Source organism: Rhodoferax sp. GW821-FHT02C08 (assembly GCF_059421805.1).
In genome coordinates this window covers 18,200-35,063 of record NZ_JBWKVR010000009.1, presented here as the reverse complement: position 1 = coordinate 35,063, position 16,864 = coordinate 18,200, and the positions used below count along the sequence as shown (strand labels likewise).

General features: G+C 63.8%; 17 protein-coding genes. 8 read left to right on the top strand and 9 right to left on the bottom strand.

The window, feature by feature from the left end; translation table 11 throughout:
- From AC07VY_RS12885 to AC07VY_RS12875, 3 genes are all read right to left on the bottom strand, one after another.
- Positions 1-1,197: an efflux RND transporter periplasmic adaptor subunit gene (locus AC07VY_RS12885; RefSeq protein WP_495098039.1), complete on the bottom strand. Its 1,197-nt coding sequence runs from the start codon at positions 1,195-1,197 to the stop codon at positions 1-3.
- A 4-nt stretch (positions 1,198-1,201) separates the two neighbouring features.
- Positions 1,202-2,737, bottom strand: coding sequence for an efflux transporter outer membrane subunit (locus AC07VY_RS12880; RefSeq protein WP_495098040.1), 1,536 nt, complete (start codon positions 2,735-2,737; stop codon positions 1,202-1,204).
- 157 nt (positions 2,738-2,894) lie between these two features.
- Positions 2,895-3,935 (bottom strand): LacI family DNA-binding transcriptional regulator, encoded by a 1,041-nt coding sequence (locus AC07VY_RS12875; RefSeq protein ID WP_495098041.1) that lies wholly within the window; start codon positions 3,933-3,935, stop codon positions 2,895-2,897.
- Positions 3,936-4,096: 161 nt separating this feature from the next.
- Here AC07VY_RS12875 and AC07VY_RS12870 point away from each other — a divergent pair, with 161 nt between their 5' ends.
- Together AC07VY_RS12870 and AC07VY_RS12865 are read left to right on the top strand one after the other, a co-directional pair.
- Positions 4,097-5,185, top strand: a complete 1,089-nt coding sequence (locus AC07VY_RS12870) for a fatty acid desaturase family protein (protein WP_495098042.1) — start codon at positions 4,097-4,099, stop codon at positions 5,183-5,185.
- Positions 5,186-5,207: 22 nt separating this feature from the next.
- Entirely contained in the window at positions 5,208-5,516 is a 309-nt protein-coding gene (locus tag AC07VY_RS12865; protein ID WP_495098043.1) for a MocE family 2Fe-2S type ferredoxin, read from the top strand.
- A 20-nt stretch (positions 5,517-5,536) separates the two neighbouring features.
- Here AC07VY_RS12865 and AC07VY_RS12860 read toward each other — a convergent pair whose 3' ends face one another.
- Positions 5,537-6,577 (bottom strand): LacI family DNA-binding transcriptional regulator, encoded by a 1,041-nt coding sequence (locus tag AC07VY_RS12860; RefSeq protein ID WP_495098044.1) that lies wholly within the window; start codon positions 6,575-6,577, stop codon positions 5,537-5,539.
- A gap of 146 nt (positions 6,578-6,723) precedes the next feature.
- Between AC07VY_RS12860 and AC07VY_RS12855 the strand changes: the two genes are divergently transcribed.
- Together AC07VY_RS12855 and AC07VY_RS12850 are read left to right on the top strand one after the other, a co-directional pair.
- Complete coding sequence (locus tag AC07VY_RS12855; RefSeq protein WP_495098045.1) at positions 6,724-7,779, top strand: fatty acid desaturase; 1,056 nt, start codon at positions 6,724-6,726, stop codon at positions 7,777-7,779.
- A 36-nt stretch (positions 7,780-7,815) separates the two neighbouring features.
- Positions 7,816-8,124, top strand: coding sequence for a MocE family 2Fe-2S type ferredoxin (locus AC07VY_RS12850; protein WP_495098046.1), 309 nt, complete (start codon positions 7,816-7,818; stop codon positions 8,122-8,124).
- Between the two features lie 195 nt (positions 8,125-8,319).
- Here AC07VY_RS12850 and AC07VY_RS12845 read toward each other — a convergent pair whose 3' ends face one another.
- Positions 8,320-8,898, bottom strand: a complete 579-nt coding sequence (locus tag AC07VY_RS12845) for a TetR/AcrR family transcriptional regulator (protein ID WP_495098047.1) — start codon at positions 8,896-8,898, stop codon at positions 8,320-8,322.
- Positions 8,899-9,055: 157 nt separating this feature from the next.
- On the opposite strand from AC07VY_RS12845, the gene AC07VY_RS12840 reads away from it, so the two are divergent.
- Together AC07VY_RS12840 and AC07VY_RS12835 are read left to right on the top strand one after the other, a co-directional pair.
- A complete protein-coding gene (locus tag AC07VY_RS12840) occupies positions 9,056-9,469 on the top strand; it encodes a 4-oxalocrotonate tautomerase (protein WP_495098048.1) in 414 nt (137 codons plus the stop codon).
- 26 nt (positions 9,470-9,495) lie between these two features.
- On the top strand, positions 9,496-9,891 hold the full coding sequence (locus AC07VY_RS12835) for a VOC family protein (RefSeq protein WP_495098049.1): 396 nt from the start codon (positions 9,496-9,498) through the stop codon (positions 9,889-9,891).
- 190 nt (positions 9,892-10,081) lie between these two features.
- On the opposite strand, the gene AC07VY_RS12830 is transcribed toward AC07VY_RS12835, so the two are convergent.
- Together AC07VY_RS12830 and AC07VY_RS12825 are read right to left on the bottom strand one after the other, a co-directional pair.
- Positions 10,082-11,065, bottom strand: a complete 984-nt coding sequence (locus AC07VY_RS12830) for a xylose isomerase (RefSeq protein ID WP_495098050.1) — start codon at positions 11,063-11,065, stop codon at positions 10,082-10,084.
- Positions 11,065-12,303, bottom strand: coding sequence for an NAD(P)/FAD-dependent oxidoreductase (locus tag AC07VY_RS12825; protein WP_495098051.1), 1,239 nt, complete (start codon positions 12,301-12,303; stop codon positions 11,065-11,067). Before AC07VY_RS12825 ends, AC07VY_RS12830 begins: the two co-directional genes overlap by 1 nt.
- Positions 12,304-12,709: 406 nt before the next feature.
- On the opposite strand from AC07VY_RS12825, the gene AC07VY_RS12820 reads away from it, so the two are divergent.
- Positions 12,710-13,585 carry a MurR/RpiR family transcriptional regulator gene (locus AC07VY_RS12820; RefSeq protein WP_495077187.1) on the top strand — a complete coding sequence of 292 codons (876 nt, stop codon included), beginning with the start codon at positions 12,710-12,712 and terminating at the stop codon, positions 13,583-13,585.
- A gap of 41 nt (positions 13,586-13,626) precedes the next feature.
- Here AC07VY_RS12820 and AC07VY_RS12815 read toward each other — a convergent pair whose 3' ends face one another.
- Positions 13,627-14,733 carry a LacI family DNA-binding transcriptional regulator gene (locus AC07VY_RS12815; protein WP_495098052.1) on the bottom strand — a complete coding sequence of 369 codons (1,107 nt, stop codon included), beginning with the start codon at positions 14,731-14,733 and terminating at the stop codon, positions 13,627-13,629.
- A 17-nt stretch (positions 14,734-14,750) separates the two neighbouring features.
- Positions 14,751-15,602, bottom strand: a complete 852-nt coding sequence (locus tag AC07VY_RS12810) for a TIM barrel protein (RefSeq protein WP_495098053.1) — start codon at positions 15,600-15,602, stop codon at positions 14,751-14,753.
- Positions 15,603-15,866: 264 nt separating this feature from the next.
- Here AC07VY_RS12810 and iolG point away from each other — a divergent pair, with 264 nt between their 5' ends.
- On the top strand, positions 15,867-16,862 hold the full coding sequence (iolG, locus tag AC07VY_RS12805; protein ID WP_495098054.1) for an inositol 2-dehydrogenase: 996 nt from the start codon (positions 15,867-15,869) through the stop codon (positions 16,860-16,862).
- Positions 16,863-16,864: the final 2 nt, after the last annotated feature.

Sequence of the window (16,864 nt, the reverse complement as noted above, 5' to 3'; positions counted from 1 at the left end):
TCAGCTCCCTGCCACCGTGGTGGATGGCTTGGCCGCGGCCTTGGTCGGCTCGATGATGCCCACGCCCACCTTGAGCTTGTACTGGCCATCGACCACCACGCGCTGGCCGGCACTCAGGCCCTTGTCGACCACGGCCACGCCGTCGGCAATCTGCGCCACGTGCACGGGGGTGTTGGCCACGGTGCTGTCATCGCCTACGGTCCACACATAGGTACCGTCCTGGCTGCGCTGCACAGCGGCGGCGGGCACGGTCAGCGCATTCTGGCGTTGCCCCAGCTGCAGCCGTACGTTGACGAACTGGCCTGGCCACAGGCTGTGCGTGGGGTTGGCGAAGCTGCCCTTGAGCTGCACCGTGCCGGTGGTGGTGTCGATCTGGTTGTTCATCAGGATCAGCTTGCCGCTGCCCAGCATATTGCTGCCGCTGCGGTCATAGGCCACCACACCCAGCGGCTGCTTGCTGGCGTTCTGCGCGCGGTTGATGTCCTGCACGGCTTCTTCCGGCAGGGTGAACTGCACCGCGATCGGGTCGATCTGGTTGATGACGACCAGGCCGGTGGCGTCCGCCGCATGCACGATATTGCCCGGATCCACCAGGCGCGCACCCACACGCCCGCTAATGGGCGAGGTGATGCGGGTGAAGCTCAGCTGCACCTCGGCGTACTGCACGGCGGCGTTGTCGGTCTGCACCGCGGCTTCCAGCTGCGCGACCAGCGCCTTCTGCGTGTCCAGCTGTTGCTGGGTGGCGGCGTCTTGTGCGATCAAGGTGGCGTAGCGTGCCAGGTCGGTGCGGGCATTCGCCAGCTGGGCCTGGTCCTTGGCGCGGGTAGCCTGGGCCTGGGCCAACTGGGCTTGCAAGGTGCGCGGGTCCAGCTGCGCCAGCAACTGGCCGGCCTTCACGTCCTGGCCTTCGCTGAAGCCCACCTTGTCGAGCTGGCCGTCGATGCGTGCCTTGACCGTGACGGTGGCCATCGAGCTGACGGAGCCTATGCCGGCACGGTAGACCTGCACGTCCTGCTGCTGCACGCGGGCGGTGGTCACCTGCACCGGCGGCGTCTTCACGGCGGTATCCAGCTTGGCGGCAAACGCCGTGTGGTGCAGCGACCAGGCAGTGCCCGCGCCCAGGATCAGAACGGCAGTGGTCGCAATCCAGATCGGGCGGCGTTGGAGGAGGGGGGCGGGTGGAGTGGGAGTCGTCATGGTGTCAGGTTCCTGAACCGGTAGCGGTGGTCAAGGTGGTGGTCGATGCAGTGGTAGATGGTGTGGATGCGAGATCGGCGGTGCTCCAGCCGCCGCCGGTGGCGGCGATCAGCGCCACGCTGGCGACCAACTGGCGGCCCAGCAGCTGGGCGGCAGTGCGCTGGTTGCTCAGCGACAGGGTTTGCGCTGTCACCACGCTGAGGTAGGTGGCCGTGCCAGCGCGGTACTGGTCCAGGGCCAGGCGCTCGGACAGCTGTGCGGCCTCGACGGCTTTGGCCTGGAGTGCGGCCTCCTGCTCCAGCAGGCGCAGGGTGGCCAGGTTGTCCTCGACCTGCTGAAAGCCGCTGAGCACGGTCTGTTTGTACTGCGCCACGCTGGCGTCAAAGCTGGCAATCGCCTGGTCGCTGTGCGCGCGGCGCAGGCCGCCGTCGAACACGGTTTGCGCCAGGGCCGCACCGAGTGAGAAGACCCGGCTGGGCGTGTCGAACAGTGCGCCGATGGTGGCGCTGCTGAAGCCGCCGCTGGCGCTGAGCGTGATCTGCGGATAGAAGGCGGCCTGCGCCACGCCGATGTTGGCATTGGCCTGGCGCATGCGGCGCTCGGCACCGGCAATGTCAGGGCGGCGCTCCAGCAGTGTGGACGGCAGGCCGGGCGGCACCACCGGTATGGCCAGGTGCACGCCCTCGCGGGTGTCGATGGGCGCCAGCGTGAAGCTGGAGGGCGTCTGCCCGGTCAGCACCGCAATCGCATGTTCCAGCTGCGTGCGCTGGGCGTCCAGGTCTACCGCCTGTGCCTGCGCCTGGGCCAGCTGGCTTTGCGCCAGCGCCACGTCAGAGCGCAGCACCACGCCGGCCGCATACTGGTGCTGGGTCAGCTCCAGCGATTTGGCATAGGCCTCGGTGGTGGCGGCGTAGAGCTTGCGCTGCAGGTCGATGGCGCGGACCTGCATATAGTCCTGCGCCAGCGTCGACTGGATGCTCAGGCGCGCGCCGGCCAGGTCGGCGGCGCTGGCCTGCGTGCCGGCATCGCCGGCTTCGACGGTGCGCCGCACCGAACCCCAGACATCCGGCTCCCAGCTGGCGGCTAGCCCCAGGCTGTAGTCATCGCCCAGCTTGACGCTGCCGCTGCTATTGGTCTGCGCGCGGGTGGCGCCGGCGTTGGCGCCCAGGGTAGGGAAGAAGCTGGAACGGGCTGCGGCAGCAACGGCCCGCGCCTCGCGGTACACCGCTTCCGACTGCAGGATGTTCTGGTTGGCGCGGTTCGCCTGGGCCATCAGTGCGCTTAGCGTGCCGTCGTGGTACAGCTCCCACCAGGGCTGGTTGGCATCGATCACCTGGGGGCTCGCCGGCTTCCAGCCGCTGTCTTCCTTGTATTCCTTGTAGCTGCTGCCCAGGTCCAGCGGTGGCCGCACATAGTCGGGGCCGACCGCGCAGCCGGCGAGTAACGCGGCCACGGCGGCGGCGCTCAGCCACGGCGTGGGGCGGAAGTGACGGAAGTGGTGCGACCGGTAGGGGCGCGGATGTGCGTTGGGTAGGTTCATGGCACATCCCACTATAGGCAGCGCCTCCGACCGTACGCTGTCGGCTATATGACGGTTTTGTCAGTTTCGCGCAGCGCCTGCCTTCGCCCGAACTTATGAATGAAATAGGCCGGTAGCGCAATGGATACCTGCACAAGCAGCTACATTTTATATAGCACTAGCCCATGTTCTCCGGCGTGAACAGGTCCATGGCCAGCAGCTTCTGTTGTGGCCCGGTGTAGCTGGCGCCGGGCAGGGTGGCGGCCAGCATCTGGGCCACGGCGGTCTGGGCCAGGCGCTCTTGCGGGGTGTGGATCACCAGGTCGACCACACCGTCGATCAGCGCGGCGCGGGTGGTGGCATTCAGTTCGTTGCAGACCACCACCAGTTTGCGGCCAGCGGCTTCTTCGCGCAGCGCCCGGATCACGCCGAATCCACCACCACCGGCCAGGTGCAGGCCCACTAGGTCCAGGTGCTTGGCCAGCAGTTCCAGCGTGGCTTCATAGGCCAGCTGCGGGTCTTCCAGGTTCACCAGCGTGTCCAGCACCTTGAAGCCGGGCGCGTTCTCGCGCAGGTACGAGCGAAAGCTGATCTCCGACAGCTCGTGGCCCAGGTAGCGGTGGCTGCCAACAAACACCGCGACCTCGCCCGTGGCCTGGCGGTTCAGTCGGCTGATGGCCCAGGCCGCGGTACGGCCACGCTGGCGGTTGTCCAGGCCGATGTAGCCGGCGCGGTGCGGCGCGCTGATGTCGCTGAGCAGCGCGAAGCAGGGCTTGCCTTTCCCATATAGCGTCTCCACCGCGGCGGTGACATGCGGGTGGTCCACCGCCACCACGGCCAGCGCGTCCACCTTGCTACCCAACGCCAGCAGTTGTTCGGCAATCGCTGCGGGCTCCAGCGCGTCCATGAACGTGATGTGGGCGACGCAGGTTTCCGGCTGGTTCTGGGCCACGGCCTGTTGCAGCGCGGCGGCCAGGGTTTGGTAGAAATGGTCGTTGCGCTTTTGCAGGCAAAAGCCCAGGTGCCGCACCGGCACGCGCTCTTTCAGCCTCTCGCGCATCAGGCCCACGGCGTGGTAGCCCAGCTTTTCGGCTGCGCCTATGACTTTCAGTGCTGTGCCTTCGCGCACCGGCAGGCGGCTGTTCAGCACGCGGTCCACGGTGGCGGTGCTGACGCCGGCCGCCGCGGCCACATCGGTCAAGGTGATTTTGGTCTTCATGGGCCTGCATCATCCCATTCCTTGCCATAAATGCAAGTTTTCTACATATGTGGCTGATGTATTTTGATATGAAATGATGTTTTTTGAGGTTTTACATCACATGGCCAGGGGTATTGGTTTTAGCATCCGCCATCGCTTCCCCATAACGAGAGACAAGCCCCATGCCCACTGCCGAACCCCCCCGCTACGCAGGCCCGAACTGGGCCCGTACGCAAGACGACTACCACTTGATTTCCGGCGCCGGCGAACGCGCCCAGGCCGCCGGCCTGGTCAACGCCAGCTGGTACAAATGCCCGGTGCCGCGTCCGCGCATGAAGCAGTTGATGGTGCGCGAAGACGCGCGGGCCATCCGCGACACGGTGCTGTGGTACGCGCTGATCATTGCCGCCGGTGCGGCGCTGGTTGCCACCTGGGGCACGGCCTGGGCCTGGCTGGCCTTTTTTGTCTACGCCACGCTCTACACCGGCCCGGCTGATTCGCGCTGGCACGAGGCCGGCCACGGCACGGCCTTCAAGACCCGCTGGATGAACGAGGTGCTGTACCAGGCGGCCTGCTTTCAGGTGCTGCGGCGCCCCAGCGTGTGGAAGTGGAGCCATGCGCGGCATCACACCGATACCCTGGTGACGGGGCGCGACCCCGAGGTCGCCGTTCCGCTGCCCACCGATTTTGCTGGCATATTGCTCAACCTGTTTTCCATCAAGTCCGGCCCACGCGAACTGTGGCGCGTGCTGCGCAATGCCTGCGGCATTCTGGGCGAGGAAGAAAAGACTTTTGTACCTGAAATGGAGTGGCCCAAGATGGTCAAGGAAGCCCGTGCCTGGGTGGCCATTTACGCCGTGCTGATCGCTAGCGCCGTGTACTTCGGCAGCTGGTTGCCGCTGGTGCTATTCGGCCTGCTGCCGGTGATGGGCGGTACCTGGCTGTATACCTTTTTCGGCCTGACCCAGCATGCCGGCCTGCCCGAAAACGTGCTGGACCACCGCAAGAACTGCCGCACCGTCTATATGAACCCGGTGTTCCGCTTCCTGTACTGGAACATGAACTACCACGTGGAGCACCACATGTTCCCCATGGTGCCGTTCCATGCCTTGCCGCAGCTGCACGAAACCATCAAGGACGACTGCCCGCCGCCCTACCAGAGCACGGTAGAGGCCTACCGCGAGATCATCCCCGCGCTGTTCAAGCAGGCCAAAGACCCGCACTACTACGTGGTGCGCCCGCTGCCCGCCGCTCCCCTATCTGCACCCTGAAAAACCATAAGGAGACAAGCCCATGACTACCTGGACCGAAGTTTGCGCACTGGAAGATATCGATGACGAAGACGTCATCCGCTTTGACCACGAGGGCCACAGCTATGCCGTGTACCGCTATGAGGACAAGGTCTACGCCACCGATGGCCTGTGCACGCACGAGAAGGTGCACCTGTGTGACGGCCTGGTGATGGAGCACGTGATCGAGTGCCCCAAGCACAACGGCCGCTTCGACATCCGCGACGGCCGCGCCCTGGGTGCGCCGGTGTGTGTGAACCTGAAGACCTACCCGGCCAAGGTCGAAGGCGGCACGGTTTTCATCCAGGCCTGAGTTTGCAGGCTGTCGCCGGGCTACACGCTTTGCTGCACCTGGATGTCCATGGGCACCATCAGCTGTCGCAGCCCGGTGCTGGGCTGGCTTAGCGCCTCGGCCATCTGCGCCACCAGTTGCGTGCACAGCAGCGGCAGCGGGTGCGACAGCACGGCATGCAGATGCCCGCTCAGCAAGGCGCTGCGCGTGACGGCCGTCAGGTCATTCGCCACACCGATCAGGCGCTGCGCGCCAGCGTGGCTGCGTAGCGCCCGCAGCACGCCTTCAATGCCGCCGCCCCCCACGTAAAAGCCGCACAGGTCGGGCCGGCGCTGCAGCAAGTCCAGCGTGCGTTCTTCGCTGTAGTCGTCGCTCTCCAGCGTGGGGATGGTTTCCAGTAGCTCAAATTCCGGCGCGTGTTCACGGACGTAGGAGCGGAAGCTGATCTCGCTCAGCTCCTGGCATTGGAAGCGGTGGCTACCCACAAAAATCGCCACCGGCCCCGGGGCTTTGGCCAGTTGGGTCACCATCCAGGCTGCCGTGCGCCCCAGGCGCCGGTTGTCCAGGCCGGCGTAGCCAGCGCGTTGGGCTGCACTCAGGTCGGAGATCAGCGCAAACACCGGCACACCGCCGGCGTGCAACTGCTCAATGGCTTCGCTGACCAAGGGGTGGTCGGCCGTCACGACGGCGACGGCATCCACCTGTTTGCCCAGGGCCAGCAGGTGGGCGGCTACATCTTCGGGCGACTGCTTCTTCAGGTACTCGACCACCGCCGTGCCCTGGATTAGCGGGCAAGCCGACGTGGCCTGGGTCAGGCTTTGTGCCAGGTCTTTGTAGAAGGCGGTGGCCGGTTGCTGCAGCAGAAAGCCCAGCCGGCGCCGGGGCTTGACCTCGCGCACCCGCTCACGGATCACCTCGACCGCGTAATAGCCCAGCGCCTCTGCTGCCTGCTGGATGTGCTGTGCCGTGTCGGCGCGTACGGTGGTGCGGCCATTCAAAACCCTGTCCACGGTGGACAGGCTGTGGCCAGAGGCCTTGGCCACGTCTTGCATGGTCGGGCGGGTGGATTTTTGTCTTGACATATATATGTCAAAACTGCTTTTGTGGTGACGTGTTTTGAAACATTGTGATTTCATCATATGTCAAAAAACAGGGCCGCGCACTACCATCGCTGCACCTGTGGACGGACCTTGGATCCGCCCCATTTCCACAAGATCAGGAGACAACCATGTCCAGCCCACATCCCCACGCCCGCTACGTCTTGCGCGGCGAAGCCACTGCCCAGAGCGATCTGCAGAACCAGCAATTCGACACCCAGGTCAGCGACTTGTGGTTCACCCCCAAGGTGGACCGCAAGCTGTTCAAGTCGCTAATGAAACGCAGCGACGGCCCCGCGCTGTGGAACTACGGCCTGTGGCTGGGCCTGATGTTGGTCAGTGGCATCGGCGGCTACCTCACCTGGGGTACTGTGTGGGCCATACCGTTTTTTGCGGTGTACGGCACGCTCTACGCCACCAGCGACCACCGCGCGCATGAGCTGTCGCACGGCACGCCGTTCAAGACCCGCTGGATCAACGAAATCTTCTACCACCTGGCCGGCTTCATGACCCTGCATGAGGGGCACTACTGGCGCTGGAGCCATACCCGCCACCACACCCATACCGTGGTGGTCGGCAAGGACCCGGAGATCGCCGTGCCGCGCCCCGCGAACCGCCTGCACATCCTGCTGGACTTCTTCTTTCTGCGCTCCGGCCTGGTCCAGATCCGCAACATCTGCTGCCACGCGGTAGGCCACATCACTGAAGCCGGCTCGCACTTCATTCCGGATGCGGAGCGCCGCAAGGTCATCAACTCTTCGCGCGTCTTCGTGCTGATCTTTGCGCTGGTGATTGCCGCCTGTGTCTGGACGCAGAGCATTCTGCCGGCCATGTTCATTGTGCTGCCGCGCTTCTACGGTGGCGTGCTGCCCCAGATTTTTAACGTGACCCAGCATGCCGGTCTGGCCGAAGACGTGCACGACCACCGCCTGAATACCCGCAGCTTCGCCACCAACCCGGTGTTCCAGTGGCTGTACGCGAATATGAACTTCCACGTAGAGCACCACATGTTCCCCATGGTGCCCTACCACCGCCTGCCAGAGCTGCATGAGGCCGTGAAAGACCAGTTCCCCACGCCATGCCCTAGCGTGTGGGCCGCCTGGGCCGAGTTCTGGCCCGTGCTGTCGCGCCAGTCGCAAGACCCCAGCCACCATTTGGTGCGGCCCCTACCGGTTGCCAGCAACTAAAACCCAAGCCTATTCCCAACATCAGGAGACAAAAGCATGAGCACCTGGACCGAAGTTTGCGCACTCGACGACATCGACGACGAAGACGTCATCCGCTTTGACCACAAGGGCCACAGCTACGCCGTGTACCGCGTTGACGCCAAGGTCTACGCCACCGACGGCCTGTGCACGCACGAGAAGGTGCACCTGTGTGATGGCCTGGTGATGGAGCACGTGATCGAGTGCCCCAAGCACAACGGCCGCTTCGACATCCGCGACGGCCGCGCCCTGGGCGCGCCGGTGTGCGTGAACCTGAAGACCTACCCAGCCAAGATCGAAGGCGGCACCATCTTTCTGCAGGTCTGAGCCACGTCCTGCGTTGCCGCCTTAGTTGGGCCGCGCCATTACCGGGGACCTTCTTTCAATTGGATGGTGTGGCTGGGTTGCTATGTAAAACATAGCTTGGGGCGCAGGTACTATATGCGCCGGCGGCTTGTTTTGCATAAATTCTGCAGGGGTGAATGAAGGCGGTGCATCGTGGCGGCGGGCCCCAGGTATGGGTCACTTTCCGTCTGGCGTGCCGAGCAAGGCCTGTTCCGTTCCTGTCGCAATCTGGTCCGCGAAGGCGCCATTCCCAACGGCACGCGCGAGTGTGACGGCACCTGCCAGCGACGAGAGGGCGGCGCAAGCGGCGCCAATGTCCCGCGGTACACCGGGTGAGGCCGGACCATCGACTATCGCCTGGGCAACATCGCGCAAAGCCCCCTCAAACGTTGTACGCGAGGCTTCGTCCGATCGTGACACTTCCGCTGGCATCGTTTGCAGCGTGCAACTCTCTGACAAGTCACAGGTGCGCTTGGCGCTGAGGTAGAAGCGCACAAACTCCGGCCACCAAGCGTGGCCGTGTTTTTCTTGGAAGTACAGCACGCCACCGCGCAATTCGGCCATGCCCTGGGCGACCGATTCTCGGAATGCGTGGGCCTTGGAGTCGAAATGGACGTAGAAGGCGCCCGATGTCAGGCCCGCTTCCTTCGCCAGGCCGTCCACCCCGATACCGCCGAATCCAGCCTTGCGAAACCCACGACCTGCGCCCTCCAGGATGCGTTGCCGCGTCTGCAGCTTTTGTTCGGACCTTGACACGAGGGGCTCCTTCGCCATGTGAAGTTATGAACAGGTTCTAAGGATTGTAGTTGTTCAAAACACGATCGTTATGTATTATTGGATAACGATCGTTACTTGAAATGCTCTGCAGATCGCAGCGCATGGGTCGACGCCGTTTTTTCTACTTGGAGTACCTATGCCACTTACGCTCACCCTTACCGAGGGCGTTCTCCCCAAAGGCCAGGAAAAAGTCGCCTTCAGCCGCCTGTCCGATGCCATGCTCAAGTGGCACGGCCTGGCTGGAAACAAGGCGATGACGCCCAACATCGTTGGCTCGATCCATGTCTTGCCGAAAGAGCACACGTATTCGGGATCCAAGGAGGCCTCTGTGGCCTTCGTTGAATGGAAGGTGCCATCCTTTGTGTTCGCCAGCCGAGAGGTGCAAGTCGGCTACATCGAAGAGGCCACAAACATCATCCATGAGCTGTCTGGCACGCACCACCCGAAGGAGCGCATCTGGGTCAACGTAGTGCATGCGGTGGACGGGGCCTGGGGTATTGCGGGAATGGCCCTCAGCAATGCACAGCTTGGCCAAGGGGCGGCAGCATAAGCCCACTCATCTCAAGGTACGCGATCATGCAACTCTCGAACTATCTGTTTTTCACCACCAGCTGTGACCAGGCTTTGGCGTTCTATACGCAGTGCGGTCTTGGCCGTGTTGTCGAGGTGCTGCGCTACGGAGTCGATGGCATGCCTGTGAAGAACGAGGCCATGCGCGGCAAGGTCATGCACGCCAAGTTCGAAGGGCCCGGTCTGCTCTTCTACGCCTCGGACAACGATGACGCCGAGCCGATGCGGGGCTCCGCGCACTTGCTGGCGATGGACGACCGGGATTCGACAAACCGGCTATTCCAGGCCCTGGGTGCGGGCGGGACCATCACAACCCCCTTAGGCATCCAGGCCTGGGGCGACTACTACGGAAAATTGACCGATCGTTTCGGTGTCCAGTGGATGCTGAACTGCGCTGAGTGAGATTGCTGGCAGCGCGCCTGTGGAGCAGGGTTTTCTTCGCAACAAGCCAAAGGCAAAGGCCGGCAGCAGGCACCAAGCGGCTATCCAGCACCTTGCAGAAGATCGATGGCCAATTACTCCTCTGGCTGGTGAGCTTTATGGTGCTATGGTAAAAATAGCTGCCAGCGCTGGTAGTACCGGCGCTGGCGGCCTATTTAGTTTGAAGTTTCGCCCATTCCTCGCGCAGCCAGTTGGCGCAGGCGATGTTGTTGTCCCAGATCGAATAGCGTCCACCACCGCCGTAGTCGGGGAAGGGGATGAACTCGCAGCTGATGCGTTGCGGCGCGCGGTCTGGGTAGGCGTGCATCCAGGCCAGCAGCTCGCGCACGGCTTGCTTCCACGGCTCCAGTTCTTCGGCGCGCCAGGCGCTGTGGAAAGTACCGGGCGGCGGCTGGATGAACGGGTACTGCACGGCGCGGCCAGGCAGGCCGGGCGCGCGCTCCATGGCTTTGTTATGCGGCACGCAGGTGGCGACGCTGCGGGTGTGGGCATGCACCACCCAGCCGGATTCCAGCCACAGCTTGTACAGGGCCAGCACCTCTTTGTGGCCACCGTCGGCTGCGTTGCTCAGGCCGCTGAGGGCCAGCTCCTGCGGATTGTTGATCTTGAAGATCTGGTGCGAATGGTCCAGCGTGATGCGCAGCGGCACGTGGCGGCGTGCCAGCAGTTCGGCCACACGTTCCACGCGGTGGAACTGTTCGTTCCACATGTCGATGTGCACTTCCAGGCTGGGCAGGCAATGGGCCGGCGCGCCATATTCCATGGCGTCCAGGAAGAAGTCGGCGACCTGCTGGTCGCTTAAAGCGCTGCCGTCGGCATGGCGGGCAAACAGCTGCATATTGCACAGCTGGGCGCCCAGCTTGCCGCCGGTGGCCAGACACCAGCGCATGCGTTCCTCGTCGCGCCCGGCGCAGAAGATGCCGCCGAACACGCCAATCGGCACACCGTATTCGGCCACCAGATCGAAGTAGGGTGCGAAGTCTTCGGCGGGGTTGTGGTTCTTCTCGATGTAATCAAAAGCGCCGCTGTCGCGTATCCAGGCAAAGCGTGTCGCGGCGTCGGGCGTGGGCAGGCCGTCGTGGACCAGCACACCATCGATATTGATGCCGACGGGCAAGAGGGTATTGGTGGACATTATTTGAGCAAGGCTTTTAATTTGGTGGCGGGGTCGGCAAGTGCTTCGGCGGAGGCGCTGACGCCTTTCTCCACCAGCGTGCGGGCCAGCTTCAGTTCCTTGGCGACGCGGCTGGTTTCGCCCCAGCCGCAGGCACCGACGATGCGCTGCGTGGCGTCCAGGTAAAAGATCACCAGGCCATCGTCTTCCAGCGCACGCGTAGCCGACGTGACGGCCAGGGCCGGCTCGCCCACCACCTGCAACTGGTAGTGGTATTGGTCGGACCAGAACCAGGGCAGGCTGGTGTAGCTGGTATTGCCGCCCAGCATGTTCTGCGCGGCAATGCCGGCCTGGGTTTCGGCGTTGTGCCAGGTCTCCTGGCGTATCAACTGGCTGGACAGCGCGCTGGGGAATTCGGCCACGTCGCCGGCTGCGAAGATGCCGGGCACGCTGGTGCGCAACTGTGCATCCACCTGGATGCCGCGCCCCACCGCCAGGCCGGCCGCCTTGGCCAGACCCAGGTGCGGCTCGATGCCGATGCCGGCCAATACCGTGTCGGCATCCAGCTGCGTGCCGTCGGCCAGCAGCATGCGTACGCCATCGGCCGTGCGTTCAATACTTTGCGGGCTGGCACCCAGCAGCACACGCACGCCCTGGGTGCGGTGCAGGGCCAGGGCGCGTTCGGCCACGGGCTCGGGCACGGCGCGGCCCATCAGGCGCGGCGCGCCTTCGACCACGGTGACTTCGCAGCCCAGCTTGCGTGCCGAGGCCGCCACTTCAAGTCCGATGAAGCCACCGCCCACCACCAGCAGGCGCTTGCCCGGCTGCAAGCGTTGCGCCAGTGCGGCGGCATCGCCCAGATTGCGCAGGGTCAGCACCTCGGGCAGGTCGCCGCCGGGGATGGTCAGTGTGCGCACCTTGCCGCCGTGGGCCAGCAGCAGCGACTGGTAGCCCAGCACTTCGCCGTTGCTCAGCGTCACGCAATGGTCTGCGGGGTGAATGGCCGTTACCTGCGCGACATGGCGGGTAACGTCGAGTCCGGCCCAATCCTCGGCCGAATGCAGAGCGCAGGCGGCTGCGTCTTTCTCGCCCGTCAGCAGGTCTTTGGACAGTGGAGGGCGTTCATAGGGTGCGTGCGGTTCATCGCCCACCAGATGGATGGTGCCGGCCCAGCCAGCGCTGCGCAGCGCCTGGGCGGTGCGGCCACCGCAATGGCCTGCGCCGACGATGACCATGGACGTAGGATCAAGGGTTTGCATGGAGAGCTGTCTCGTTATATTCAGAACGTGTCTGCGATTTATTTGGGGCCGCGCAACTGCCTTTTCGGGAGGGGCTGGTAGGCGCGACTCGCCGCCAATAGCCCGGCTATTGGCAAGAGTCGCAACGCCCCAGACTGCCCGAAAAGGCAGCTGCCCTGCGGGTTGGGGAGAAATCGGGCGATTTGTCCGCCATCACCCTTGCATGGGCAGGGAGCCCATGCTGCAGGCGCTGACAGCCAACTCATCCCGATTGCTCCCCAACGCGGCCCCAAATAAATCGCAGACACGTTCTCAGGCTGAATTATAGGAAGTATGCGTGTGAAAAAGGTAAAAATTTTCTATTTCTAATTTTTTATGAAAATTAATTCTTTGGGTAAGATGGACTCTTTCACAAGCGCACACCACCATGGCCGTTGACACCGTTCCCAAGCTCAGCGTTGACCAGCTGATCAAGCGCATCACCGGCGAGTACGACGCCCTGAGCAAGCAGCTCAAGGTGATCGCGCGCCACGTCGAACAGAACCGCCACCACATCGGGCTGGACGGCATCCAGCAGGTGGCGCAGCAGTGCAGCGTGCAGCCCTCGGCGGTGGTGCGCTTTGCCAAGCACTTTGGCTTCTCGGGCTTTTCGGAAATGCAGGCCATCTTCCGTGAAGGCTTGTCGCGTCAGTTGGCGCCAGCACGCAACTACAAGACGCGCATCCGCGACGCCATCGAATCGGGCGCGGGCAGCCTGTCCAGCATCGAGATTGCCAATGAATTTTTAGCCGGCAGCATCGCCGGCATGCAGGAGCTGCAGGCCAGCCTGCACGGCCCCACTTTCAAAAAGGCGGTGGACCTGCTGGTGGAGAGCGACTGCATCTGGATCGCCGCGTCGCGCCGCTCGTTTCCGGTGGCGGTGTATCTCGACTATGCGTTGCAACACACCGACAAGCGGGTAGGCCTGGTGTCGGGCCTGGGCAGCATGCACCTGGGCCAGATGCGCTCGGTGCGCAAGGGCGATGTGATGCTGGCGATCTCGTTTTCTCCCTATGCCGAAGAAACCATAGGCGTGGCCAAAATGGCGGTGGAGCGCGGTGCGCGCCTGATCGCCATTACCGACAGTCGCATGAGTCCGCTGGCCAAACTGGCGCAGGCCTCGCTGGTGGTGCAGGACAACTCCACCTTCGGCTTCCGCTCGCTCAACAGCACCATGGGCCTGGCGCAAAGCCTGTTCATTGCCCTGGCCTACACGCTGGAGCTTCCCTACCAGGCAACCACACCCAACGGCCAGGTGGCTTAAAGAAAAACCGCCTCTAGCGCAGGTACTACCTGCGCGGGCAGCTATTTATTTGGTAGCAAACCGCTGCTGGGCAGGTAGGGCTGGCTGGGCAGGTTCTCGGCGCAGAACAGGCGGAACTCGTTGGGGCCAACGGGCGGTTTCTGGTCCAGCCATTTGTTTTCAAACAGCAGGTGTTGCATGCCCGACATCACCTGGCCGTCGGGGTCCTGGTCGATCACCAGGTCCATCACGCCGAGCTTAAGCCAGCGGCGGTGCTCGTCCGACAGCTCATGCCCAATCCACACCACCTGGCCCGCGCAGCCGTGGCGCTGCAGCGCCTGGTAGATGCCGGCCGAGCCGGCGCCGCTATGGTAAATGCCGGCCAGATCGTCTTGCTTCAATGCCGAGTCCACCGCCTGGAACACCTGGTCGGTGTCATCAAAACAGGGGGTGACGGGCAGGCAGCTGAGGGCGGGGAATTTCTCTTGCAGCGCATCCAGAAAGCCGGCCGTGCGGTCGCGGTGGGCGCGGAAGTGCAGGTCGTTGGTCAGCACCAGCAGGCGCCCGCAGGTGCCTTCTTTTGTGGCGGCGAGCCGGCCCATGAAGTGCCCGGCGGTGCGGCCGGCGTGCAGATTGTCTATGCCCGCATAGTGCAGGCGCAGGGCGTTGTGGCTGCCGCTGGGGTCGCTGATGTCGCTCATCAGGGTGACCACCGGCACACCCTTTTGGCTCACCTGCTGCACCGCGGCGCGCAGCACCGGCGTGTCGTGCACGGCCAGCAGCAGGCCGTGGCGCGGGTGAGGCGGGCGGCGGATGAAGTCTGCCGTGCGCTCGTCGTCACCGGGCGCGAAGCTGTGGCGGTGCACCACGATGCGCCGGTCCAGCAGTTGCACGAAGCGGGTCAGCGCCAGCTCCATGCGCTGGAAGAACGGCGTCTGGCTGCGCGCCAGCACCACGTCGATGCGGGTCAGGCCGCGGTGCACCTCGGGCATCAGCCGCGGCACGGCCAGTTGCTGGGCCGCGCGCACCACCTTTTCGCGCGTGGCCAACGACACGCTGCCTCGGTCGTTCAGCACCCGGTTGACGGTGGCGATGCTGACCTGGGCCTGCGCCGCGATGTCGATGAAGCGGGCGCTGGATTTCTTGCGCGGAGTTACGGTGTCGGCCATGCCCCCACTGTAGATGATCAAGCTGCTACGGCGGCCTTTTGCTTTTCGGCGGCCACGGCCTGGGTCAGGTAGGCCATGCTGCTGGCCAATTGCTGCTCGATGTCTTTGGCGGCGGCGATTTCTTCGGCAAAGGGTTCGAACGACACATAGCCCTGGTAGCCGGCATCTAGCAGGGTGTTGAGCTGGGTGGCATTGCCCAGGCGGTCGGCGGCACCGACCAGTACACGGTGGCTGTCGCGCATTTGCGCAGGCGTGAGGGCAGTGTCTTCCACGCCGGAGATATGCACCAAACCTGTCAGCTCGGGGAAGAACAGGCCTTCGCCGGCCAGGTGGTGGTGGAAGGTGTCGTGCACCAGCTTGAAGGTGTCCTCTCCACCGATTTCGCGGATGGCGCGCACGGCCTGCGATTTGCGGCGCACCGCGCATTCTTCAAAGCCCAGCGGCTCGACCAGGCCGATCAGGCCAGCGGCGTCGAGCAGGGGTTTGAGCTGCTTCAGGGCGTGGACCAGGTCCAGGTGGCGCTGGTCTGCCGAGCGCTTGTCGCGCAGGTCGTTGGTGGGGCAGAGCACCAGGGCTTCGGCGCCGCAGGCCACGGCGTAGGTAATCATGTCCGTGGCTTCGTGCAGGCGCTTGGCGTCGAACTGTTCGAAGCGCTGCAGCGCGTTGATGGAGCGGATCACCAGGCCCTGCGCCTGGGCGGCGGCGCCTATGTCTTTGGCGGCTGCGCCGTCGACCATTTCGGCGTCGGGCAGGTCATTGCGGATCTCGATGGCGCCCACGCCCAGGCGCTTGGCCAAGGCGGCGAAAGCGGTGAAGGGAATGCGTGGAGCGCTGATGCGGTTGATCGAGAAGGGGATGGTCTTGGACATGGGGCAGGTCTCCGTATGGGGTTGGTTGGTGTCGCGAATCAAGCCGCCACTCTAGAGAAACTGGGTCGCCCTGGCATCCGGTTTTTTGATCATTTTTGATCATTTACTAGGGTTTACCTTGAAACAAAATTCGACTTTTAAATTTTTTAGAAAAATATTTTCGAAAGTGAAAATTCCCCGTATAGTTCGGCCTGTCGTCACCCGGTTTGCGGGTTTTCTCGTCGATTTGCCGCCCCTTATCTCGACTATTTATCTGGACTATTTATGAAGAACGTTGCTGTTTTCGGTGCCGGCCGCATTGGCCGTATCCACTCCTCCAACCTGGCTGCGTTGCCCGGCGTCAAGCTGAAGTACGTGTGCGATCCCGTGCCTGCGGCCGCCAGTGATCTGGCGCAGAAGTACGGCGCCGAGGTGTCGTCCATCGAAGCCGTGTTGGCCGACAAGAGCGTGGATGCCATCGCCATCTGTTCGTCCACCGATACGCACAGCGACCTGATCATGCGCGGCGCCGCCGCAGGCAAGCACATCTTCTGCGAAAAACCTGTGGACCTGTCCGTGCCCCGCGCCCAGGCCTGCGCCGATGCGGTCAAGGCCGCTGGTGTGGCCTGCATGATCGGCTTCCAACGCCGCTTTGACCCTACCTTTAACGATGCCAGCCGCCGTCTGCTGGCCGGCGAAATCGGCAAGCCCGAGATGCTGATCATCACCAGCCGCGATCCAGGTGCGCCTCCGGCCGAATACATCAAGGCTTCTGGCGGCATCTTCCGCGACATGCTGATCCATGACCTGGACGTGTTCCGCTGGATTCTGTGCGCCGACGGCGACGAAGCCGTGTGGCTGAGCGCTACCGGTTCGGTGCTGACCGACCCCGCCATTGCCGCCACCGGCGACGTGGACAGCACCGCTGTCAGCATCCGCACCAAGTCCGGCCGCCTGTGCCAGATCAACACCAGCCGCCGCGCCGCCTATGGCTACGACCAGCGCTTTGAAGTGCTGGGCTCCACCGGCCTGCTGCAATGCGGCAACCACACGCCCACAGAGGTGGTGCAGTGGGATGCAAACGGCATCCGCGCTGACAAGCCCGAGGCCTTCTTCCTGCAGCGCTATGCCGCCGCCTACCGCCTGGAAATTGCACACTTCTTCGAGTGTCTGCAGTCCGGCGCGGCCTTCAAGACCACGGTGGCCGATGGCGTCGCAGCACAAAAGCTGGCCGACGCTGCCACCGAAAGCTACAAGTCCGGCCTGCCCGTTACGTTCTAAGC